22 protein-coding genes are annotated in these 22,631 nt (G+C 35.6%); 2 read left to right on the top strand and 20 right to left on the bottom strand.

The window, feature by feature from the left end:
* Positions 1-44 precede the first annotated feature (44 nt).
* From G600_RS0101120 to G600_RS0101100, 5 genes are all read right to left on the bottom strand, one after another.
* Positions 45-1,361: a Na+/H+ antiporter NhaC family protein gene (locus tag G600_RS0101120; RefSeq protein WP_027430285.1), complete on the bottom strand. Its 1,317-nt coding sequence runs from the start codon at positions 1,359-1,361 to the stop codon at positions 45-47.
* Positions 1,362-1,582: 221 nt separating this feature from the next.
* The gene (locus G600_RS14860) at positions 1,583-2,863 is read right to left on the bottom strand and encodes an HD-GYP domain-containing protein (RefSeq protein WP_162141488.1); all 1,281 of its coding nucleotides are present in this window, start codon (positions 2,861-2,863) and stop codon (positions 1,583-1,585) included.
* A gap of 175 nt (positions 2,864-3,038) precedes the next feature.
* Positions 3,039-4,199, bottom strand: coding sequence for a MalY/PatB family protein (locus G600_RS0101110; protein WP_027430284.1), 1,161 nt, complete (start codon positions 4,197-4,199; stop codon positions 3,039-3,041).
* An 18-nt stretch (positions 4,200-4,217) separates the two neighbouring features.
* Positions 4,218-5,102, bottom strand: a complete 885-nt coding sequence (locus G600_RS13380) for a DUF3737 family protein (RefSeq protein ID WP_034245100.1) — start codon at positions 5,100-5,102, stop codon at positions 4,218-4,220.
* Positions 5,103-5,384: 282 nt separating this feature from the next.
* Positions 5,385-6,152 carry a DUF1624 domain-containing protein gene (locus G600_RS0101100; RefSeq protein WP_027430283.1) on the bottom strand — a complete coding sequence of 256 codons (768 nt, stop codon included), beginning with the start codon at positions 6,150-6,152 and terminating at the stop codon, positions 5,385-5,387.
* Between the two features lie 121 nt (positions 6,153-6,273).
* Here G600_RS0101100 and G600_RS0101095 point away from each other — a divergent pair, with 121 nt between their 5' ends.
* Complete coding sequence (locus tag G600_RS0101095; protein WP_027430282.1) at positions 6,274-7,146, top strand: LysR family transcriptional regulator; 873 nt, start codon at positions 6,274-6,276, stop codon at positions 7,144-7,146.
* 35 nt (positions 7,147-7,181) lie between these two features.
* On the opposite strand, the gene G600_RS16200 is transcribed toward G600_RS0101095, so the two are convergent.
* From G600_RS16200 to G600_RS0101060, 8 genes are all read right to left on the bottom strand, one after another.
* Positions 7,182-7,268 carry a hypothetical protein gene (locus tag G600_RS16200; RefSeq protein WP_242826341.1) on the bottom strand — a complete coding sequence of 29 codons (87 nt, stop codon included), beginning with the start codon at positions 7,266-7,268 and terminating at the stop codon, positions 7,182-7,184.
* A gap of 4 nt (positions 7,269-7,272) precedes the next feature.
* Entirely contained in the window at positions 7,273-8,040 is a 768-nt protein-coding gene (locus G600_RS0101090; RefSeq protein WP_027430281.1) for an N-acetyltransferase, read from the bottom strand.
* 196 nt (positions 8,041-8,236) lie between these two features.
* Complete coding sequence (locus G600_RS0101085; RefSeq protein ID WP_027430280.1) at positions 8,237-9,115, bottom strand: radical SAM protein; 879 nt, start codon at positions 9,113-9,115, stop codon at positions 8,237-8,239.
* Between the two features lie 103 nt (positions 9,116-9,218).
* A complete protein-coding gene (locus G600_RS0101080) occupies positions 9,219-9,533 on the bottom strand; it encodes an ArsR/SmtB family transcription factor (protein WP_027430279.1) in 315 nt (104 codons plus the stop codon).
* 153 nt (positions 9,534-9,686) lie between these two features.
* The gene (locus tag G600_RS0101075) at positions 9,687-10,298 is read right to left on the bottom strand and encodes a helix-turn-helix domain-containing protein (RefSeq protein ID WP_027430278.1); all 612 of its coding nucleotides are present in this window, start codon (positions 10,296-10,298) and stop codon (positions 9,687-9,689) included.
* Positions 10,299-10,459: 161 nt separating this feature from the next.
* Entirely contained in the window at positions 10,460-11,167 is a 708-nt protein-coding gene (locus tag G600_RS0101070; RefSeq protein WP_330361967.1) for a fructose-bisphosphatase class III, read from the bottom strand.
* Between the two features lie 17 nt (positions 11,168-11,184).
* Positions 11,185-11,832 (bottom strand): GyrI-like domain-containing protein, encoded by a 648-nt coding sequence (locus G600_RS0101065; RefSeq protein WP_027430276.1) that lies wholly within the window; start codon positions 11,830-11,832, stop codon positions 11,185-11,187.
* 180 nt (positions 11,833-12,012) lie between these two features.
* Complete coding sequence (locus tag G600_RS0101060) at positions 12,013-12,675, bottom strand: ankyrin repeat domain-containing protein (protein WP_027430275.1); 663 nt, start codon at positions 12,673-12,675, stop codon at positions 12,013-12,015.
* A 569-nt stretch (positions 12,676-13,244) separates the two neighbouring features.
* Here G600_RS0101060 and G600_RS0101050 point away from each other — a divergent pair.
* Positions 13,245-13,682: a hypothetical protein gene (locus G600_RS0101050; RefSeq protein WP_027430274.1), complete on the top strand. Its 438-nt coding sequence runs from the start codon at positions 13,245-13,247 to the stop codon at positions 13,680-13,682.
* Positions 13,683-13,847: 165 nt separating this feature from the next.
* On the opposite strand, the gene G600_RS0101045 is transcribed toward G600_RS0101050, so the two are convergent.
* The 7 genes from G600_RS0101045 to G600_RS0101015 form a co-directional block, all read right to left on the bottom strand.
* Positions 13,848-14,360 (bottom strand): flavodoxin family protein, encoded by a 513-nt coding sequence (locus tag G600_RS0101045; protein WP_027430273.1) that lies wholly within the window; start codon positions 14,358-14,360, stop codon positions 13,848-13,850.
* A gap of 369 nt (positions 14,361-14,729) precedes the next feature.
* Positions 14,730-15,593 (bottom strand): helix-turn-helix domain-containing protein, encoded by an 864-nt coding sequence (locus G600_RS0101040; RefSeq protein ID WP_027430272.1) that lies wholly within the window; start codon positions 15,591-15,593, stop codon positions 14,730-14,732.
* A 341-nt stretch (positions 15,594-15,934) separates the two neighbouring features.
* Positions 15,935-17,380 carry a 23S rRNA (uracil(1939)-C(5))-methyltransferase RlmD gene (gene rlmD, locus G600_RS0101035; protein ID WP_027430271.1) on the bottom strand — a complete coding sequence of 482 codons (1,446 nt, stop codon included), beginning with the start codon at positions 17,378-17,380 and terminating at the stop codon, positions 15,935-15,937.
* Between the two features lie 156 nt (positions 17,381-17,536).
* The gene (locus tag G600_RS0101030; protein WP_034245096.1) at positions 17,537-17,809 is read right to left on the bottom strand and encodes a hypothetical protein; all 273 of its coding nucleotides are present in this window, start codon (positions 17,807-17,809) and stop codon (positions 17,537-17,539) included.
* Between the two features lie 74 nt (positions 17,810-17,883).
* Entirely contained in the window at positions 17,884-20,412 is a 2,529-nt protein-coding gene (locus G600_RS0101025) for an ATP-dependent helicase (RefSeq protein WP_027430269.1), read from the bottom strand.
* A gap of 172 nt (positions 20,413-20,584) precedes the next feature.
* A complete protein-coding gene (locus G600_RS0101020; RefSeq protein WP_027430268.1) occupies positions 20,585-21,556 on the bottom strand; it encodes an SPFH domain-containing protein in 972 nt (323 codons plus the stop codon).
* 73 nt (positions 21,557-21,629) lie between these two features.
* On the bottom strand, positions 21,630-22,313 hold the full coding sequence (locus tag G600_RS0101015; RefSeq protein ID WP_027430267.1) for a PspA/IM30 family protein: 684 nt from the start codon (positions 22,311-22,313) through the stop codon (positions 21,630-21,632).
* Positions 22,314-22,631: the final 318 nt, after the last annotated feature.

Genomic DNA, 22,631 nt, shown 5'->3' with positions numbered 1-22,631 from the left:
AAAAAACAGAGGCAATCTCTTGCCTCTGTTTCCTAATAAGCTGTTTAATTCTTCTTTCTATCAAACACAATTGAAATTATAACAAATAAGCATAATACAAATGGATAAATCAAGTATGGAATAAAATTAAAACTTGGAATTCCTGCAATACTTGATGCCACAAGCAACTGTGCGCCATAAGGGATAATTCCCTGCATAATACATGAGCTTACATCAAGTAGAGAAGCTACCTTCTTTGGCTCAACACCATATTCATCGCCAATTTCCTTAGCAATAGGTGCTGCCACTACAATAGCAACAGTATTATTAGCTGTGGCAATATCCATAAAAGCTGTAAGGGAGAATATACCAAACATTCCGCCCACTCTACTTTTAGCTCTTTTTCTAATAAAAGATAAAATAGCCTCAAAACCACCATTATTTCGAATAAGAGAAGTTATAGAAGCAACTAATATTGTTACTATCATTGTTTCAAACATTCCTGAAATACCTGTTCCAATAGAAGAAAGAGCAGTTGCATATACTAGACTTCCTGTTATTATTCCTACTAAAACAAAAAGTAGAATTCCTATTATTAAAACCAAAAATACATTTATACCTATAATAGATAACATAAGTACTAAAAAATATGGTATAGCCTGCCATATATTAAAGTCAAAGTTTCCAAGTGTTTCACCCTTATTCATAAAGGAATAAATCACCAAAATAGCAAAAGTTATAATTGCTGCAGGTAGTGAAACCTTTATATTAGTTTTAAACTTATCCTTCATTGCCACACCCTGAGTTTTAGTAGCAGCAATTGTTGTATCTGAAATAAAAGATAGATTATCCCCAAACATTGAACCACCTACAACTGCGCCCACACATAATGGTAAAGATAAACCACCATTAGAAGAAATTGCCACAGCAATTGGTACAAGAACTGTAATTGAACCTACACTAGTTCCCATAGCCATTGAAATAAGGCAAGCAATAAAGAAAAGTCCAGGAACTTCAAAGCCCTTCGGAATAATATTAAGTAGCATATTCGCTGTACTTGTTGCTCCACCTGCTGCGGATGCAATGCCGCTAAAGGCACCTGCTAATATGAAAATGAATAACATAATCACAATGTTATCATCTCCAATTCCAGTTGCACAAAGATGTATTTTCTCATCAAAGCTTAGTTTTCTGTTCTGTATAAAAGCAAAGATTAAAGATATACTAAAGGCCAAAACTACTGATACCACATAAAAGCCCATCTGACCCTCAACTGGGCAAATATATTCAAAAAAGATACCATTACCTAAATATAAGACTAAAAAAATAGCTATTGGAATTAATGCCCATCCATTAGCCTTTATTTTTTTATCATTTTCCATTTTACTTACTCCTTAAATGTGTTTTGTCTAAAAAAATGCTTTTCTATTTTACATAAATAGTAACATTTTCTCAAGCACAAAAAACCTGACCAACAAAGATAGTATTTACTTTATAAGTTTATCTTACAAAGTGACTATACCTTTGCGGTCAGGTTTTATAACAACAAAACCTCTATATGCATCAAGCAGGTTTAATCTTTTATTTTATCCATATAATTGTACTACTTAGTACCTTCTAATTTATCATTTCTTATTAGTTCAAGAACAACTTCAGCAATATTAGGATCAAATTGTTTACCCTTATTACTCTCAATTTGTCTGATTATTTCTTCTTTATCTAATCGTTTTCTATAAACTCTATCTGAATTCATGGCATCATATGCATCTGCAAGACATATAATTCTTGCAATTAAAGGTATCTCTTCTCCCACTAATCCTACAGGATAGCCGTTTCCATCATAACGTTCATGATGAAATAATGCACCAAGTTCTACATCTTTTAAGCTCTTAAATTGCTTTAAGATTTCACCACCCATAATTGTATGGGCCTTAATTATTTCAAACTCTTCTTCTGTTAACTTACTAGGTTTATCTAAAATGTTATCAGGAACACCAATTTTCCCACAATCATGAAGAAGCGCAATATAATAAATATACTCTAATTCTTCACCTGAAAACCCCAATTCCTTGGCTATAATTTTTGTATAATTGGCCACTCTTTTAGAATGTCCATTAGTATAAGGATCTTTTGCATCTATAAATCTTGTAAATGTCTCAATGGATTCCTCTATTATTCGATTATCTCTTTTGTGTTGTTCTTCATATTTACTTATTTGTAAATAAATAACAATATAAACTGTTAAAGTCACACACCATAATAAGAAACCAACAAAAGAAATCCAAAACATAGGATCCGCAACTATTACCCTATGAAATTTATATTGAATCTCAAAGCTCGAATCAATAATTTCATCCTCCATTGGAACATACATTATAATTCCCGGAGTTGTAGCCTCATGACTTCCTATTGGCATTTCCATAGCATTAATTGTCGAACTAGGATAATAAACCAAATAATCTCCTGGCTCAAGTCTAATAAAATCCTCGCCATCCACAGTTACGGTATCAAAGTCATAGAGATCCTTATTAAATTCTCGCATATCAGGAACAGTTGCTACGTATTCTGTGCCATTAATATTTTGATGAATTTCAAGAGCTCCATTCCATGCAGATGATATATATACTTCTTGATCAAAATACAAAGCAAATTTAAATTCTGAAACCCTATCATTAGTATTATTCATAATTGTAAAATCATAAGTATAGGCCTTATAATTATTTTCTGTTATACCTTCATTATTAAAATCAAAAATCTTTCCCCAAGTACTAGCTCTTGGTAAGGTCTGAATAACAAGATATTTCCCTACAACCTTCGTATTAAGATATTCACTTGCACTATATTTTTCTACATGAACTTCTTTATTATAAATTTTAGTTTTCACTATAGTCGTAATTAAAAGCGTTATCAAAAAAAATAGTACTATAACAAAAATCAATAATACCTTTTTAAAATGTAATTTTTCCACTTTACTTATTACTCCAATAAAAATATTATCCTGATACATTTATAATATAGCAGAAAATTTTTTTATTTCCTATAGTAAATTTTTCACACCTTTATAGACTATCTATCGCCTTTTTAAGTCTTGATAGGCCATCTTCTAAATTAGCTTTTGTACAAGCCACATTCATTCTAAGAAAATCCTTTCCACAATCACCATATACTGTACCTGAAGATAGATAAAGTCCTGTTTCTTTTCTAATAATTGCTGCTAATTTATCACTTGAGATTCCCAATTTACTTACATCTATCCATAATAGATAAGTAGCATCGCCTCTAACTACATGAAGGCTTGGTAAATTTTGATCAATAAAATCTTCTACAAGCTTTCTATTAAGGAAAATGTATTCTCTTAATTCATCAAGCCAATCTTTTCCATAATTAAATGCTGCAATTGCTGCATGAGCTGCAAATACATTAGGTTCTGCAACTTCATCTGTATTAATTGCTCTCCAAACTTTATGTCTTAAAAATTTATTAGGCACACTAATAGCTGCTGTTTGTATTCCTGGAATACTAAATGTCTTTGTTGGGGCTATACAAGTAATGCTTATATCCTTACATGTTTCTGATACACTTGCAAATGGAATATAATCCTTTCCTGGCATAGTTAAATCACAGTGAATCTCATCAGATATAATTGTAACACCATGCTTTTTTGCCAATTCACCAATCTTTGCTAATTCCTCTTTTGACCAAATCTTACTTACAGGATTATGAGGATTACAAAGTATCATAAGACTTGCTTGAGGATCAGACATTTTCTCTTCTAGATCATCAAAATCAATGCTATAAATACCATCTTCGTAATGAAGTGGACTTTCTAAAACCTGACAGCCATTATTTAATATGCTATTAAAAAATATATTATATACTGGAGTCTGAATTATAACTTTTTCGTTAGGAGTTGTTAATTTACGTACAGTTGATGAAATCGCTGGAATTACGCCAGTACAAAACATTAACCACTCACGATTCATTTCAAATCCATGTCTATTCTTCCACCAATTAATATATGCATCATACCATTCGTCATTGACATCAGTATAGCCAAATACACCTTCTTTGGCACGTTTAATCAATGCATCAATTATCTCTGGTGCAGTTTGAAAATCCATATCTGCAACCCACATAGGAAGTTCATTATCAGCCACATCCCATTTAATAGAATCTGTACCACGTCTATTTACTATTTCATCAAAATTATATTTACCCATGCAATCTCCTTTTTGTGATTACTTATTTCTTCGCCACTCAACAACTTCTTCTTTTCGACCTACTGCTTTACAAGTAATAACCGTCTTACTTGGATCAACCATATCTGGTTCAACTATGAGTGTATCAATTTCATCAGCTTTAATAATTCCGCTAATTGGGTTAAATACACTATCTATCTTAGTTGTTATTTGGGCATCTACATTTTCAACAAATTCAAATGCTAAAGTAGTATTAATAAGCTTACAATTCTTTAAAGTAAGATTATCTATATAACAAAAACCCTGTAAGCTCTCAATTGTACAATTTACAAATGTTAAATTCTTAGAATTCCATCCTAAATATTCACCACAAATGTATGAATCATATACTGTAACATTTTCTGCATTCCAAAATGAATCTTTTGAAAGCAATACAGAATTTCTTACAGTTAAATTCTTTGCACCATCAAATGAATAATTACCATCTAATTTCAAAGAATCAATTTCAATATTCTCTGAATTCATTGCAAAATAATGTCCTTTTGCTGATACATTTTTTAAAGTAATATTCTTACAATTCCAAAATGTTTCTTCTGCATTTGTAAGTTGAACATTTTCAAGACTTACACCATCACATCTTCTAAAATTTTTAGGAGCTGTAATTAAAGAATCCTTAACTTTAATATTATTAGTGTACCAAACGCCTGAACGACCCATTTCAAGCCAATTACAATGATCAATCTTAATATTGTCAGAATACCATAATGGATACTTGTACTTAAATTGCGAATCATAGACTTCTATATTCTTACTTTCTTTTAAAGGTGACTCTCCTTCATCAAAAATACAATCATAAATCTTTGCGTCATTCTCTGCATAAAGCGCTCTTTCACCCTTAAAAAACTGCTGTCTATACTCTTTCATTATTAAATTCCTCCAAACAAACTATAATTTCTTTGTTATGTTAATCAATCATATTTATGTGGAAATACGTATCATGTCAGTTTTTTCATTATACCACCAATAATTGATTTTGTAAAATTTAATTGTGTATTTCCATTTATCAAACGAATTGATAAAATGTATTGATTTCAACAAAGTTAATAAGTAATCATCTTATATTATAAGATAATCCTATAATAGGATAAGACTTAAAGTTAACTTTAAGTCAACCTTTAAAATCTGAAAATTATATAAACCTCTTAATCAAAAAATAATAGTTAATATTCCTATACATATAGGTTGGTGAATAATGTAGAAAAACAAACTATGTTTACCAACAAAATCTAACATTGGTACTTTAATTGTTGCAATCTTTAAAAATTCTTCTCTTTCAAAAAAGCCTCTATCCTTTAAAACTCGATTAAAAGCATAACCAGCTACAAAAAGGAAAAACCAAGGCATTATAGGGAAATAGTCTGCTGATACAAAGCCTTCCTTTAAAAATCCAAAGGGTACTAAAAACTGATGCTCATACAAGTAATCTGGCATCTTAATTAACTTTAGTCTATGAAGGCCCACATGTCTTGCTTGTATTGAAAATGTAAATAGATACATAAATAAAGCAACTAGAAAAACTACAACAGACGGCAATTTATCTAGCCACTTAGATAGTGGAATAAGAATAAGCATAGAAGCACCTAATAAAAATAGCACGCCATAATAAATTGCAATATCTGGTCCAAGGCTAGCTGTCACAAGAGTTATCAAAACACCAAAGAAGCTAACAATCAAGCCCCTCTTTAACTTGTGATTAGTATTAAAATTCCAAACAAAACCAGATAAGAAGATAAAGGATATGCAAATGTACTGCTCCCATATATATACATTTTTATTAAATATCCAATTACCCTCTCCACTAAATAATACAAAATAGTCGTAGCAAAAATGATAGGCTATCATATTAAGAACTACAAAGCCTCTATAGGCATCTAGCAAATGAAATCTCTTTCTTGTCTTTTCCATAAAATCCATCTTATTTCTCCTTCCTATTTTATATTAAAGCCTTGACCTGATTTTCGCAAATGAATATAATAAATATCATGATATTTACTTTTGGAATAACATATAAACGGTAAGCTTTATGGAGGGTTTCATGGAAATAAAAAATCTCAGATACTTTCTTGCAGTTGCCAGGGAAGAAAACATGTCAAAAGCTGCTGAGCAGCTTCATGTATCACAACCTACTCTTTCAAAGACATTAAAAGCACTAGAGGAAGAACTTGGAAAAAAATTGTTTGTCAGACACAGCTTCAGTATTTCACTTACTGATGAAGGTATGCTTCTTCGTGACCGCGCCCAGGATCTTGTGGCTATGTCAGATAAAATCGAACAGGAATTTAACTCCTTAGATGATATAACAGGTGGAGATATATATTTTGGACTAGCAGAAAGCTATCAGATCAGATACCTTGCCAGAGAGATTTATAAATTAAAAGAAAAATACCCTAATCTCACTTATCATATAACCAGTGGAGACACAGAGCAAGTTACTGAAAAGCTTGATAAGGGTATTTTAGACTTTGCCGTACTATGTGAAACACCTGACAGTAATAAATATGAATATATAAAATTTCCGGAAGCTGATGTTTGGGGAGCAATCATTTCTTCATCTCATTCCCTTGCAAAGAAAAAAGTCATCCATGTCTCTGACCTGATAGGGCAGCCTCTATTTGTCTCAGAGCAGAGTTGGAACAATGAAATCAAAGCATGGGCCAAAGACAAATATCCGGAACTTAAGCTTGAGGGTTCCTTTAGACTTTCCTATAATGGCTCTGTATTTGCAAAAGAAAATCTTGGAATTCTTCTCACTTTTAAAAATCTGATAAATACTGAAGGAACTGACATAGTATTCAGACCTCTTTCACCAGCGCTAAAGTCAGAACTATACCTCATATGGAATAAATATCAGACCTTTACTCCTATTGCTGAAAAGTTTCTAGAGCAGGTAAAAAAGACTTTCAAGTAATTGTAAAGCTGACATTCGGAATAAAAAAAGTTGTTTCATGGCATGCTAAAAATTGTCTTTCCCTTTGATTTTCCTGCAGCTACCTTTTGCAGTGCGTCATTCACCTCATCAAGAGAGAACACTTCATCAACAGATGCTTCGATGTGACGCTCTACGAACCAGCTTCAAAAACTTTGTATCATTCAGCTGCTCATTTGTCAGATATTCTCCATCACAGAACAACGCATATGTCGTAATCGGTGTAGGAGCATTCTGCGCCTGTTCCTTGCTCTCTATATGGACTGCCCTAAAGGATATGCCGTTTTCTTTTGCAGTCTGCTCCACGATTTGAACATACTTTGCATTGAACGGACACTGACTGGTGTAATACAGCACATAGCCTGCGTCATTAACATAAGGATGTTTAGCACAGTCTTTAAACTTTGGCTGGTAAACGTCAGCAGAAAAAGGCAAGTACCACAATTGAATGCCGTTATCAGCTTCGTCACAAACAGTAAAACCTTTGTATTTTAGAAACTTAGGGTCGGCAAGAAATGGCTTTTTCTTCGCTGATGAAAGGATGCAAAGGCCTTGTTTTCCTTTCTTCTTACTGTCTTCAATGCAAGCACCTAGCAGATCATTGGAGTATCCGTGTCCCTTGAAAGAGCCAGAGACCCACAGACAGTCGATGTACATATATCCATCCGCTTCGATTGGATTCCACGCATTCTCAGCAGGAAGATACTCAATGAAACACTTACCGCGTTCCACACTTTTCAAAAACACCAGTCCTTCGTCGAACCGGTCTGCAAGCCATGCCTTCTTGGAAGAAACCTGAATATCCTTGTTATTTGAAATGGCGCAGCAGATATGCTCCTTCTCCAAATTTTCTTTTGTTACCCTAATGTATTCCATAATAAGCACCCCCTATAGTCCTTGACATCTAAATTACAGTTTCGACTGTTGTTTCGTTGAACAACCAAATTGCTCTACCCTCTTTACCATCATAATATATCGGGAACTTGAAGTAAATATCGTCAAAATGTTCTAAGACCTTGTAAAGCTCCTTCCGTCTTGTTGATCGTAATCGGTTCAAAGATTTTTGTCCTAATCACAGGCTTCTCATGCTGTCTCTTCGCATACGAAGCTGCTTTTCACCCTGTTCATTCAATCCCTGTTTAAGCATCGCCAATATCTTCTCTTTGTCATCCGGAAGATGTCCATATACCGGCATCATATTGGAGACATTTGTTGCATCCAGCAGCGTGTGGATTTCAAGCGTCTTCACAAAGGTATATAGTTCCTGTATCTTTTCAGTCTCTGTAGCTTCTACAAACTCACCCCTTCTCACTTCTTCCATAAGCGGCGTATCAAGGAAGATAGAGAGTCCGGAAGCCATCACCCTGACAGGCGACAGATGGTTCAACACTTCTGCCGTTTTAATGGCATGCCCCATACCATAATCATGGCCTCCCAGTCCGTATAAGAAGATGACGGAATAATGCATTCCTGCTTCATCCAGCTTGGAGAGCTGCTCTACAATATCACTTCCATGATAACCCTTATTCATCTTATCGAGAACCGTATCATCACCTGACTCAATTCCGAATACGATCATGTCATATCCCATTTCTTTCAGTGACTTAAGCTGCTCCACAGACTTGTTCTTTACGCTGTCAACACGGCCATATCCACCAACGGAAACGCCCCAAGGCAGATATTCTTTGATCAAGTCCATGATTCTTTTAAGTCTGTCGTAGCTCAGCAGGAACGGGTCCGCTCCCTGCAGAAAAATCCGCTTTACCTTCCATCCAGAATCTCTTATTTCCTGAAGATCTTCCCGTATCTCACTCTCAGGAGATACAGAAAACGGTGCTTCCTTGTAAAATGTACAAAAGCGGCACTTGTTATGCGAGCACCCCGATGTTACTTGTAAAAATGAGGAACCTGCCTCATAGGGCGGTCTGACAATTCCACTTGAAAAATGCATAGTAATTCCTCCTTGTTTCTATATATATTCATATATCTCGTTTTGTCGATATATAAAACCTTAAATTAAACGGGATTCTCATCCCGTCTAATTTATACACAACTTAAATTTCATGTCCGAAGTAGTCTGACAGTGCAGCCAACATCTCTTCATTCCGTCTGTAATATGTCCATTTTCCGTGTCTTTCGGATAGAAGCAAACCTGCTTTTTGCAACATATCAAGATAATGAGATACTGTTGACTGTGATATTCCGGCTTTGTCGCGGATGCTTCCAACGCACACTCCGCCCTTGAGATCCACCGCATCTTCAAAATGACCTCCTTGCGGTGGGAAATTTTTCTCCGGTTCCTTCAACCACTCAATAATACTAAGCCGTGTTTCATTTGATAATGCTTTAAATACTTCAATCTTATCCACAACTTTATTATATCTATCTTTCGCGATATGTCAATGCCTATATGCATAAAAAAGGCTCCTCGCCACTGAACCTAATCAGTAGCGAGGAACCTTGGTCTGCTTACTCTTCTCTTGACGTGCTCGCACACGAGTAGTGATTTGCTTCGCAAATAACTACAAGTTGGTCAAAACTTTCTTCTGCCAGCTTCTTTTTCCACATTTCGGGCATTTCATATATCTTGTCCGTCCCATATGCATAGCAAGATTTGTCTGCCAGTATGTAGGAACATATCTGTGGTGGCAATTCTGGCATTCATAGTATCCGGCCTTTTGCTCAATTCCCACAGCGATAAAAGCAACCGTAAATATCATCACGAGAGCGAATACGATAAGTACGATTCTCAGCCAGACTGGCATCTCTATAAATGACGCCACAAACACCATGACCAGTCCGGAAATGACGGCAGGAAACGCAACCCAGTATTCCGTCCTGAGCATCTGCCTGTTCTTTTCTTCAACCTCTCGCCTCATTGCCAGAAGGTTTTCTTCTGCCTGTTTGTCATATGCTTCTGCCATAATTCTTTCGCCCGACAGGAGTTCGTTGACATTAATTTTCAGAAGATCACAAAGTTCCAGCATAATCCCGGAATCCGGCATAGACTTTCCGGTTTCCCATTTTGATATCGCCCGGTCACTGATTCCGAGCTTCTCGGCAAGAACTGCCTGAGTCATGCCCTGTTCCTTCCTGCAAGTTGCTATAAATTTTCCAATTTTGATTTGATCCATATCGGGCACCTCCTTTCATAGCTTAAGCATAGCCGATATCATCATATTGTTACACGAACCGTAGGTTGATTTCCTGCACTCTACCGCTGGTTGAGTGCGGTAAAACATTACAAATATCCATTATCTTTTCTACAGTAGGATTGGTCTTTCTCTTTTCCCATTCACTTATTTTCGTTCGGAGATGAATAAAACTCTTCCCCTGTTTCTAAACAAATTGCCGCAAGCCTGCCGCCTGAATAGTGCGCCCCACAGTCAATTGCTATATGATTATTTTTCCTATATATAAATCCCGGTCTAGGATTATCCACAATACTCTGTGTTGGTGTATGTCCTGTTATTACAAATTTATCCTTAAAATACTGCACATCATAATCTGCTCTCATCCAGATTAATTCATGTAGCGAATAATCTTCAATATCCTTCTCCGGAGAATAATTCCCTAATCCCCCATGAACTAAAAGATAGTCCCGGTCAGAAACCGTGACTTCCTCATATATTAAAAACTCCTTTATAAAATCTAATACATCCTGTTTTTCATCGGTACTTAGCTCGCCAAACTCATCTATTGTTGACTTGCTTCCGTTGTATTGCCAATTCACTAGATTATCCAGCATTTCTTCATCCAATTCTTCTATGGACATGTCTGTAATTTCTTTCATAAGAAACTCCAGGCATTTCACCGCCATAAGCTCATGGTTTCCTACCATGCATATGGCATTTGGTGTTTCCATGAGCTTCCTTAATACTTTAATAGGATGCGGCCCGCGATCGAGCACATCACCCAAAACATATAGAGTGTCTGTTTCTTTAAAATTTATCGTTTCAAGCAATTCCATAAACATATCGTATTGCCCATGTATATCAGAAATAACATACGTTGATATAATTATCGCCTCCTATGAATATTTTGTTTGATTGGGTGGCGAATTACGGTTTTCAATTTCTCCGGCGCAACCTTTCTGGCATCACTTAGATAAATTTCATGATGCAAACGCTGCTCTGTAATATCCAGAACATAGCCCTGCTGTTCCATGTATTCATGCATCAGTGCAACAGTTGCAGGCTCATCATCATAAGAACCGATGTGCATGCACTGAACGCACAAGCCCTCATCATAAGTCAGGAATTCGACCTTTGAGAAGTCTGTCTTTTTCTTCTTGGTAGCCTCCTCAACCGCCCATTCAAAATCAGCCTTTTTAACAAAATCGGGCAACCGAATGATAGAAATCCACTCGAAATTTTCTTTGTGAGCATAGTCAATTCCAGCGACACCATCCTGCCACCAAAAGCCTTCCAACGGAGGAACTACATAATCGAAATAACCATCAATCTGATGGTCACCTTTTTTGCTCATCTTGATTGTGAAGGCAATGCCATAGAGCATCCCGATAGACTGCTTATACTCTCCATCTTCAACATTCGGATCACCGTGTCCGCGAACCGCTATATAATTCATGCTTGGAACCGTCACAATGGACGGTTTATTCTTTGGCATGTAGAATTCCTTATACTCCTTTTTATAATCAAAAGCCATAACTCTTCCTCCTATTTCCCTTAGACCCTTGACATCAAACAGACCGTCTCAACATGCCTGGAGACAATGACATTGAGGTCAACAGTACAACTGAATATATCATAGTTGAGAGCGCTCAACCGAATAAGTCTACAAGCTGAATTTTGTCGACTCTATCTATATCGTCTCATTTTCTATATCTCATCCAAACACTTCATCAAACAGGATTGAAATGGATCCTTCGCTGCAAAATTCTCTGACGGAATAACCGAGATTCGGAGCTTTGTAAGAATCGTCTGCTCCGGCATCTTTTAATGCCTGCAACACATTTCTGAGATCTTCGTGCAATTCTTCTGTAAAGATACGATCTTTCCCTTCACGATGTTCCACATAATTGTATGAAGGCAATATCTGCTTTGCCTGTAGTGCAAAACGGTTTAATCCTGAATTGCCATATGAATCAAGTGCTTTTACATCTGCTCCCATATCAAGCATCTTCTTCAGGACACCGAGAGCTTCAACTGCTCTCTCTTTTGTTGAGAACTCCCTGAAGCCCATATATTTGTCATCTACATTCCACCTGCATGACATCACAGCACAGTTGATTGCATCATGAAGCGCAGGTGTTCTCCATGCGTTGCAGCAGGTCTCATCCTCGATAAAGTTCACATCCGCACCCATATCCAGTAAATAATTGGCAATTGCGGTATTTCCCGTTTTTAGCGCGACCTGCAAAGGCGATTGTCCGTCATCCTTCTTAGGCGGCTTCTTCGCAACACAATTTACCAGTTCTGGTTTCTTTTCAATGATTTGCCTTACCATTTCAAAGTCAGATGCTCTTATAGCAGTAAACAGTTTCTTCATGTCGCTTCACCTTCCTGAATTATGATTTATTATTTCTCTTCCAACCACTCTGGCAAACCTCTTTGGTATGACTATCAGAACCGTTTTTTTCTTGGACTCATTAAGTCTTTCGGTTTTAAAGTGATTAGCATCTTTTCAATCCTTGAATCCAGTCCGATAAACAAAAGTTATCATCGACGGATCAGCATTTCCTTCTTCATTATAACCTTCCACAATGACATAATCCACTATACTTTCAAATACTTGACGATTAAATTCTTTTATGATAGTCTCTGCCTCCAATTTTTCACGCATGAATGAAATACGATCCTCTAAATCAAGTTTAGAATTTCCTATGCCATTCACGATAGTGTAGATGAAAAGGGCGAATGTGAAGAAATGGCGGCAGGATCTAGTGGACAGCATCAACAGGGTTGCTGAAGAAATCGGGATAGAGGATGAGCGAAAGGATTATCAAAGAGGATACAAATTAAATAATCTCAAATAGAGGATTAACAATTGCATAACTGCAATTTATAATAATGTTGTGAGTTTGCAAACATCACATATTCAGAAAGGAACGGTGTGATATGGGAGATTTTTTTCAAGGAAAAGACGAACGTATTGTAGATGGCACTCGATATACAAGATATCTCGATTTGAACAAATGGTATGGCATTGTAGTTCCTAAGGATGAAAACGCATATAATGAGATGTGTGACTATAAAGTATGGGATGACAATAAAGGTGATATAAGAGATATTTACTGGTTTATGAAATTTCACGAAGACAAGTTTTATCTTATGGAGAAATACTTATTTAATTTCATAGACGCAGAATGTAATCTGTTGATCAATATGTATGAAGAGGAGTGGATAGAAGGAGATAATTTGAAAGAAACTCTTGAGATAACTAATCGCATGATTAACAATTCAGATAATGAGGAATTTCTTGAACTGGCAAAGGAGTTTCGCAACCTTGTTCAAAAGGCCATTGAAGTCAATACATGTGTGGGGTGCTTTTTCTAAATAAGTGAAGAAAAGATATTCTTTCAGGACAAGTCCGGGATTACAATCGAAATCGTAGCATAAAAAGGCTCTCTTACTACCGATAATGGCAGTGTGAGAGCCTCTGTTATTTGCAATTCTTTCAACATCTATTTGAATTGTTCTTTATTATCTCTGATAACGACTTTATAGAGATGATGCCATATATTTTATTCTACTCATCACGTTCTTGTCATGATTTGTAAAAATGCCCATTCCCTCCAAGCCCAGATAGCCGAGGAAATCTCCATCGTATGAGAACTTTGCTCCATCGTACATATTGTCATCTCCGGAGCTGAGGAACATAGCAACCTTCTTCAATGTGGCAGGTGCGGTCGGATAAAGTGCAGAATAGAACCTGTCTATCACACATTTCAGCTGTCCTGATATTCCGTGGTAATAAATCGGTGCCGCAAGTATCAGCATTTCCGTATCGTTCAGTTCCGCATAGATCTCCTGCATATCATCCTTCTGGACACACTGACCGTGTCCTTTTCCGTGACAATACTCACATGCAAGACATCCCTTGATATTCATTTTACATACATTGAATACTTTAACCTGATGGCCATGTTCTTTGGCGGTCTGATAAAATGTCTTTACCATTCCGGCTGTATTACCGTTCGGTCTTGGACTACCATTCAACACAAGAATTTTCATAAATCCATATCTCCTTCATTCAGCCCCCGCCGCCGATGATGGCAGTGTGGGGAGCCCTGATTTGTCTTACTTGCTTTTGTTTGATTGGGTAGAGAATTACAGTTCCTTTTTGTAATCAAAAGCTATAACGCTTCCTCCTATTTTCCTTCGACCCTTGACGCCAAACAAACCGTCTCTACATGCATTGAAACATTACTTCGCATTAACATTCGCGTACGTTCTGGGGCACATTATATTTTTTACCCCCGTAAAAGTATGACAGTCTCGATACCCGCAATCTGCGCAAATATTTCGAATATTCGGATTGACAACTTAACCATTTAGTTGTATTATCATTAATAAGAAATGAGTTTTACAACCGTACAGTTTTTACTCAAGCGGCTCACTCGTTTCTTTTTTTATTCTCAAAATATCATATAAATAAAGCTTTCCATCCTGGGCATGTCTTATTACCAGTCTTCCCTTGAAAATATTGTATCCTGCCAACTCACCATCATTATCATACTTTGGAACAGCAAACCTAGTATCATAACGATACCATCCATATTTAGCTTTACTATTATGCTTATCTTTATGATTTTCAGTAAATGCTTTATTGGATGCAATTTGAATTAATTCTTTAATTGCACTAGATGCATTTGCCTTCGCATATTCATTGGGACCTCTTAGAACCTTGGTATCTTTTGAATGTGCATACTCATCTGGAAAATCACTTCCAATATAAACCATTTCATTTGTATCTAGAATCTCAGCACAATCTCCTATATACTCTTTTAAATAATTCTCTACAGTATTCCAATCAACCTTTTTGCTTCGCTTAAATCTAAGATCATTTATTACAACTACCTTATTTCCATCTACATCAGCAATAATAGATACATTTCCATTTGGTACTTTGATATGCTCTTTCAATATCCATTGTTCTAAATAGCCCAGTATTCTTCTTTTCACTTCAACAGACGATAATTGAATGCTCTCGATTATTATTTGATCATCGGTAATACAATCTGCAGTCAAGACCTCATTTTTCTTATCTTCCTCATCACAAAGCAAATCCACAAGTGACATATCAAGTGCCTTACAAATGGCTACCAATTTATCTGCCTGTGGATTGATCTTTTTCTTTCGCCAGTCGCTAATTGTACTGGTTGCAATACCAGTTCTTCGTGATAACTCAATCTGGCTCATATGTAATTCTTCAAGTCTGGCAAAGATTTTTTCATATATATTCATGATACAACTCCTGCTCTTCATTTTTCCGTATTTTCGGATATTGTATCATTTTTCGCACCGAAATACAAGTTAAAATGTCCTTGCAAGCAATCACGTCTGTTTCACCAAACCAGGATTTGTCTGGTCAAATAAATATCTCATTTACTGCTCAACAACAATTGATTTACCAGATGTACAATCTCCATTAAGCCACTGCCATTCTTCGTACAATTCTTGTTTTATTCGTTATCAATTCTTTCTCCATTACTTCATACACAAGAACCAATTCATTTTTAACAGGATATTTACAGTGCTCGACTCAGGTACATATTCTTAAAAAAAGACCTGAGCCCCGCGTAAAATCAAGCTTTCTTCGACACCAAACATACCGTTTCACAATGCACAGTTCCAGGGAACATATCCACAAGACAGACCTTCTTAATCTTATAGCCTCTCTCCTGTAGCATTACTAAATCTCTTTGAAGAGAAGTTGGCTTACATGAAATATAAACCATAGAATCCACGCCATAATCAATAATCTTTTCTAGAGCCTTAGGATTAATACCATCTCTTGGTGGATCAAGAACGATAAAATCAGGCTTATCTTCTATCTTATCAAGGGCAGTTAATACATCTTCTGCAATAAATTCGCAGTTATCAAGTTCATTAAGCTTAGCATTTTCCTTAGCTGACTTAACTGCATCTTCAACGATTTCAACACCAACAACTTTCTTAGCAACAGGAGCCAAAATCTGAGCAATTGTACCTGTTCCCGAATAAAGGTCAAAAATAACCTTATCCTTAGTCTCACCAACATACTCTCTTGCCTTTGAATAAAGAACCTCAGCTCCAAGAGAATTAGTCTGGAAAAATGCAAATGCAGCAATCTTAAAATTAAGACCTAAAAGTTCTTCTGTAATAAAATCCTGACCATAGATAATTTCTGTGCCCTCATTAATTACAACATCAGCAATAGAGTCATTAAGTGTATGTAATACACCAACAATCTTTCCTTCTAAATCAAGCTTTAATAAGGCATCAGATAATTCCTTAATCTTAGCATCATGGTTTTCTTGTGTTGTAGTTATTAAATCAATTAGGATTTCTTTTGTCTTAACAGCCTTACGTACAAGTAAATGTCTTAAGAAGCCTTCATGACTATTCTTTCCTAAAAATTTAAGATCATTACTACCTGCCCATGCCTTAACACAGTCAAGAATCTTAGAATAATCCTTATCTACAATCTTACAACCTGATACATTAACAATGTCATACATGCTGTTTCTCTTATGAAGACCAAGGGCTAATGGACCACCTTTAAATTCATCTCCAAAAGAGAATTCCATCTTATTTCTATATTCTTCAAACTTAGGGCTGCCTAAAATTCCTTCAAATTCATAATCAGTCTTAGCCACAGCATCAATAAGTTTTTTAACCTGTTCTCTCTTCATTTCAAGCTGTGTATTATAATCAACTGTCTGATACACACAACCACCACAATTACCAAAATGTGGACAGGCTTCGTTAGTTTCACTATCAGCTTTCTTAATAACCTCTAATAATCTACCTTCACACTTACCATGTTTCTTTTTATTTACCATAAAGCTTACTTCCTGACCTGGGATAGAGTTTTTAACTATAACTCTACTTGGCTCTTCTTCCCCCATAGGAATGAAACTAGCATTAGCAATAACCACATCATTAGCAGATAAATCTCCCTTATCCACCTTAGCAATTGGCTCAACTACTGCTTTATTAGGAAAATCTGCATATAAAACTCTACCTGTATAAACTTCACCTTTTTTCAAATTCTTTCTCCAATCTTTATCCAATAAATAGCCTAATCATATTATCATAAAAAATATATTTCCTTCAACACTAAAAAAGCCCTTTCTATCTTAAGATAGAAAGGACTTAAATTCTTATCAAAATAAATGACACAACTAGTAAGTCAGCGAATCTGACTAATTCTCAAGTTCAAAATCATCATCATCATCAAAATCATCATCGAAGTCATCATCATCAAAGTCATCATCAAAATCATCTAAATAATCTGGTGTGAAATATCTATAAATTGCATATGCCACAGCAGCAATTGCTGCAACTGCTGCTAAAACAGCAAGTACGATAACAACAATATTAACCTTCTTACTCTTCTTAACTTCTACTTCCTTCTTATGTAGAATATCATTAAGTTTTGTAGCAGCAATGATTTCTTCAATTTTGTCCTTACTCATATGCCCTCTCCTTTCAATCACGGTCAATCTTTAATTAGAATTATATCATAGTAATTTTAATGTTGCAATAAACTTTACTTTTTCTTAAGATTTGCAAATTGACTAAGCATGCGCTTAATTCCAAACTCCTCAAAATCTACTGTGACCATATAATCTCTCGGAGACTCCTCTATTTTTTTGACAATACCCTCACCAAATTTAGCATGAATAACTGTGTCCCCTTCTCTATAGCCGAGACTTTCTATTCCGCCAAGTCCAGTACTAGGGCCTTCTTTACTAGTCTTAAAAGCACTTACATTAGTGCTTCTTTTGAAGGCTGAATCTTTCTTTGTTCCCTTCTTTAAATCAAAAAGATCCATTGGAAATTCCTTACCAAAACCTACCTTAGTATTATTAGTCTTAAAGCCTGAATTACTCTGGCTAGGCTTAGTTGTATATGCACTTGCAGAAGATGAATAACTTGATTTATAAGCATTGCCACCGTAACTTGAAGAATAGCTCTTACCTATTGGAACTCTCTTGCTTTCATATTCCTTAGTTTTACCAGAACCATAAGCTGATAAAATACTCTTTCCAACTGCTCTAAAATTAGTCTTGTTACCTGAAGAATAATCCTCATCCCCACCGTAACTAATATTCTTGTTATTACTATAACCTGTGCAGTTATTCTCTATATTAAGATACTCATCAGGTATCTCCTTAATAAATCTAGAAACCTTACAACTCTGAGTCTCTCCTCTAATCATTCTCATCTTAGCTGCAGATAAATAAAGTTCCTTCTTAGCTCTTGTAATACCTACATAGCAAAGACGTCTCTCTTCTTCAATCTCAGTTGGGTCATCACTTGTAATAGTCATATAACTTGGGAAAAGACCATCCTCCATACCAGTCATAAATACTATAGGGAATTCAAGACCCTTAGCGGAATGAAGTGTCATAAGCATTACCTGCTTTTCTGACTCATCTAAATTATCTATATCTGCAATTAAGGCAACTTCTTCAAGGAAGCCTGAAAGAGTTGGCTCAACTTCCTCTTCCTTACAAGTCTGCTCATAACTTACTATCTTAGAAATCAATTCGTTAATATTGTCCTTACGAGCATCAACTTCTTCTCTTTCTTCCTTTTCAAGTAAGCTGTCAATATATCTTGTTTCCTCTAAGATTTCTTCAATTAATTCATGAAGAGAAATATAATCAAGTCTTTCTCTAAACTTCTCAATTAAATCTACGAAAGGCTTAACCTTACCTGCACCACGCTTGATAGAATCTATGCTATCAATTTCAGTTAAGGCATCCCAGAAAGTAATCTCATTATTATCAGCGTATTCCTGAATGTTATTAATTGTAGTATCGCCAATTCCTCGCTTAGGAATATTAATAATTCTTTTAACTGCCTGACCATCATTAGCATTATCAATAGTCTTTAAATAATCAAGTAAATCCTTAATTTCCTTTCTCTGATAGAAACTTACACCACCATAGATTCTGTAAGGAATATTACGCATAAGTAGCTTTTCTTCTAGGGCACGGGACTGGGCATTAGTTCTATAAAGAATGGCAATGTCATTATAATCCCATCCATCTCTAACCTTCTCAGCAATCATAGAAACAACGCCTTCAGCCTCTGTAAAGCCTGAATCATACTGAGCAAAATTTACTAAATCCCCTTCTCCATTCTCTGTCCAAAGGGCCTTATCCTTTCTGCCTCTATTATTCTTAATTACAGCATTAGCCACATTAAGAATTGTCTGAGTTGAACGGTAATTCTGCTCTAACTTAATAACCTTAGCGCCTTCAAAGGTAGTCTCGAAGCTTAAGATATTAGTGATATTAGCACCTCTAAACTTATAAATTGACTGATCATCATCACCAACTACGCAAAGATTTCTATACTTATCAGCAAGTAAACTAATAAGCTTAAACTGAGATGTATTAGTATCCTGATACTCATCTACCATTATGTACTGGAACTTCTCCTGATAGTAATTAAGAACTTCATCATCTTTTTCAAAAAGTTCTACAGTCTTAAAAATAATATCATCAAAATCAAGGGCATTATTAAGACGAAGCTGCTTTTGGTATTCTCTATAAACTTGAGCAATTCTTCTTCCGTTATAGTCTCCGCCTACTGAAAGTTCATAATCAGCAGGAGCCTGTAACTCATCCTTAGCCTTAGAAATTGCGCTCATAATTGAACGTTCCTTAAGCATCTTAGTATCTATATTAAATCTCTTACAAATCTCTTTAATGACACTTTTCTGATCTTCTGTATCATAGATTGTAAAGTTGTTATCATATCCAATTCTATCTATATATCTTCTTAAAATACGCACGCAAGTTGAGTGGAAAGTTGAAACCCAAACCTTACCTGCATTCTCTCCAACAGCTAAATCCACTCTTTCCTTCATTTCCTTAGCTGCCTTATTAGTAAAGGTAATGGCTAAAATATTGTAAGGGGCTACCTTACAGTCATCTATTAAATATGCAATTCTGCTTGTTAAAACCTTAGTTTTACCAGAACCCGCTCCGGCAATAATAAGCAATGGGCCCTCAGTTGTCTCAACAGCCTTCTTCTGCATTCTATTAAGTCCACTTAAATTCATATTTACCTCTCAATAATCTTCTTAAATCTCAAACAAAAAACATTATAGCATAAATGAATTTTAAAAAGAACATTTTTTCGAAAAAAGAAATCCTAGCATTATGCCAATAGGCTTTAACACTAGGATTTCTTTATAACAAATATTTTTATATTGGTTTTATTATCACATTTAACTAAATTAACTTTGTTCCGCAATTTCCACAAAACTTAGTTCCTGTTGTTGGTGTGCCACAATTAGGACAAAACTTTGGAATCTGACCATTTAATGTAGGATTTGTAAAACCTGCATTAGCTCCCTGATTAGCATTATTCATTGAATTTACCATCTGTGAGCCAAGAGCCATTCCCATACTTGCACCAACCATATCACCAGCAAGGCTTGAACCGCCCTTTGACATTCCATCAGCCATAGAAATATTAGTGTACTTATTCATATCTCCAACCATGGCCTGAGCTGCTGCCTTGTTCTGCATTCTAGTAACTTCTTCTGGATATGAAACGCTAGCAATGTTAAAATCTGTAACACTAAAGCCTAACTTGCATAATTCCATATCAAGATCTGACTTAATACCTGCTGAAATCTGTAAGCTGTAAGCTTGTAGATTGAAAATGTCTTTACCTTCCGTAGCAATCCATTTCATAAGTAATTGATCAACCACAGCAGACACTCTAAGCTTAACATCCTCTACTCTATACTCTGTCTTAACTCCAGCTAACTTATCAATAAGAGTAATGTAATCATCCACCTTAAAAGAATAATTACCAAAGGCTCTTATTGGAAGACCGCCTGGTAAATTAAGCTGTGGTGCGGCAAGAACTACTGGGTTTTTAGTGCCCCACTTTTCAGTAAACTCTTTAGTGTTAACAAATAAAACCTCAGCTCTTAAACCACTGTTAAAACCGAACTTAAAACCCTTTAGAGTAGAAAGGAAAGGAATAATATCAGTTTCAATATTGTATTCACCTTCATCCTTAAAGACACCCTCTATCTTTCCGTTATACATAAAGATAGCGTCCTGTCCTGCTCTAAGAATAAGTTTAGAACCTTTTTTTATTTCATTGTTTGACCACTTGTGGAAAATGATGTCATCTCTATGCTCATTCCATTCCACAACATTGGCAAATTGACCACCAAAAATACCCATTTTGTCTCCTTAGAATTTCTTTAAAAATATATTTCCTACGCCTTTGTAGTAATAAAAGACTATTAGCTCTTTATTATAGACCCATCTGAGCCTTAAGAGCTGCTAATTCATCATCTACTGCCTGATTTGTAGGATTTGCATCATACTTAGCTGTTAAGCTATCGATGTTATTGTCTTCTTCAAGCTTGTTAAGCTCAGACATTGCATTAGCTTCATCAAGCATCTTGTCAGCCTTAGCTTCCATCTTCTCAAATGCAGCCATATTAGAGCTTGCGCCCATGCCCTTGCTTGCTACCTTATTAATCTTTTCTTGAGCCTTTGCAGCCTTAACCTTAGCCTTAATTGTATCTCTCTTAGCTTCAAGTTCAGCAGCATCCTTAACTAACTTATCATGCATCTGACGCATCTTTGTAGCATTTGCCTCAGCTGTCTGTGCAAGCTGTGTAAGTGAAGCCTGATTTGAAACTAATACCTGCTTCTTTTCAAGGAATGTTCTAGCATCTGCTTCGTTACCTGCAAGTAATGCCTTCTCAGCATATGACTGCATCTTAGCGATCTGCTCGTTACATTCATTTAATTCTCTCTTAGTTCTAGCCTCTTCTGCCATAACTGAAGCAGTTTCAGCCTTAACCTCTGCTAAATCCTTCTCAAGATTTCTTAAATACTGATCGATCATCTTCTCTGGATCTTCAGCCTTATCAAGTAATGCATTAATATTTGCACTCATAATATCCTTAAATCTTGTTAAAATTCCCATGTTTTCCTCCAAATCTCCCTTACAAGGGTAAAACAAATTTAATTTGTTTCATTATAATATAAATTTAAATTCTTGTCACCTATCTCTATTTCCTTAGGCAATTTAAATTTATCACAAATCTGGTATTTTACAAAGGTAAAAGACTGCACTTTAAGACTTATTTTATGCATTTTCAAACACTTTTTATGACTTCTAAAAAATATTATTAATAATGTCATCTAGTTTTCAATACTACTTGCTATATAAAATTTTTTTCTATATAATAAACTTTGAACGCATTTTAAGCTATTCAATACTAAATACTGAAAAGAGGTTCAT

The organism is Lachnospira multipara ATCC 19207 (assembly GCF_000424105.1).
Lineage (GTDB): Bacteria > Bacillota > Clostridia > Lachnospirales > Lachnospiraceae > Lachnospira > Lachnospira multipara.
This window is presented reverse-complemented; position numbering and strand designations above follow the sequence as displayed.

Bases quoted from the DNA above. Each gene is read 5' to 3' on its own strand.
- G600_RS0101110 (WP_027430284.1), bottom strand. From the start codon at position 4,199: ATGGGTAAATATAATTTTGATGAAATAGTAAATAGACGTGGTACAGAT.
- G600_RS0101040 (WP_027430272.1), bottom strand. From the start codon at position 15,593: ATGAATATATATGAAAAAATCTTTGCCAGACTTGAAGAATTACATATG.
- G600_RS0101095 (WP_027430282.1), top strand. From the start codon at position 6,274: ATGGAAATAAAAAATCTCAGATACTTTCTTGCAGTTGCCAGGGAAGAA.
- G600_RS0101090 (WP_027430281.1), bottom strand. From the start codon at position 8,040: ATGGAATACATTAGGGTAACAAAAGAAAATTTGGAGAAGGAGCATATC.
- G600_RS0101015 (WP_027430267.1), bottom strand. From the start codon at position 22,313: ATGGGAATTTTAACAAGATTTAAGGATATTATGAGTGCAAATATTAAT.
- G600_RS0101065 (WP_027430276.1), bottom strand. From the start codon at position 11,832: ATGGCTTTTGATTATAAAAAGGAGTATAAGGAATTCTACATGCCAAAG.
- G600_RS0101045 (WP_027430273.1), bottom strand. From the start codon at position 14,360: ATGAAAATTCTTGTGTTGAATGGTAGTCCAAGACCGAACGGTAATACA.
- G600_RS0101020 (WP_027430268.1), bottom strand. From the start codon at position 21,556: ATGGGTATTTTTGGTGGTCAATTTGCCAATGTTGTGGAATGGAATGAG.
- G600_RS0101120 (WP_027430285.1), bottom strand. From the start codon at position 1,361: ATGGAAAATGATAAAAAAATAAAGGCTAATGGATGGGCATTAATTCCA.
- G600_RS0101030 (WP_034245096.1), bottom strand. From the start codon at position 17,809: ATGAGTAAGGACAAAATTGAAGAAATCATTGCTGCTACAAAACTTAAT.
- G600_RS13380 (WP_034245100.1), bottom strand. From the start codon at position 5,102: ATGAAAGAGTATAGACAGCAGTTTTTTAAGGGTGAAAGAGCGCTTTAT.
- G600_RS0101075 (WP_027430278.1), bottom strand. From the start codon at position 10,298: ATGGATCAAATCAAAATTGGAAAATTTATAGCAACTTGCAGGAAGGAA.
- G600_RS0101050 (WP_027430274.1), top strand. From the start codon at position 13,245: ATGGGAGATTTTTTTCAAGGAAAAGACGAACGTATTGTAGATGGCACT.
- G600_RS0101085 (WP_027430280.1), bottom strand. From the start codon at position 9,115: ATGCATTTTTCAAGTGGAATTGTCAGACCGCCCTATGAGGCAGGTTCC.
- G600_RS0101060 (WP_027430275.1), bottom strand. From the start codon at position 12,675: ATGAAGAAACTGTTTACTGCTATAAGAGCATCTGACTTTGAAATGGTA.
- G600_RS0101100 (WP_027430283.1), bottom strand. From the start codon at position 6,152: ATGGATTTTATGGAAAAGACAAGAAAGAGATTTCATTTGCTAGATGCC.
- G600_RS0101025 (WP_027430269.1), bottom strand. From the start codon at position 20,412: ATGAATTTAAGTGGACTTAATAGAATGCAGAAGAAGGCTGTTGAGACA.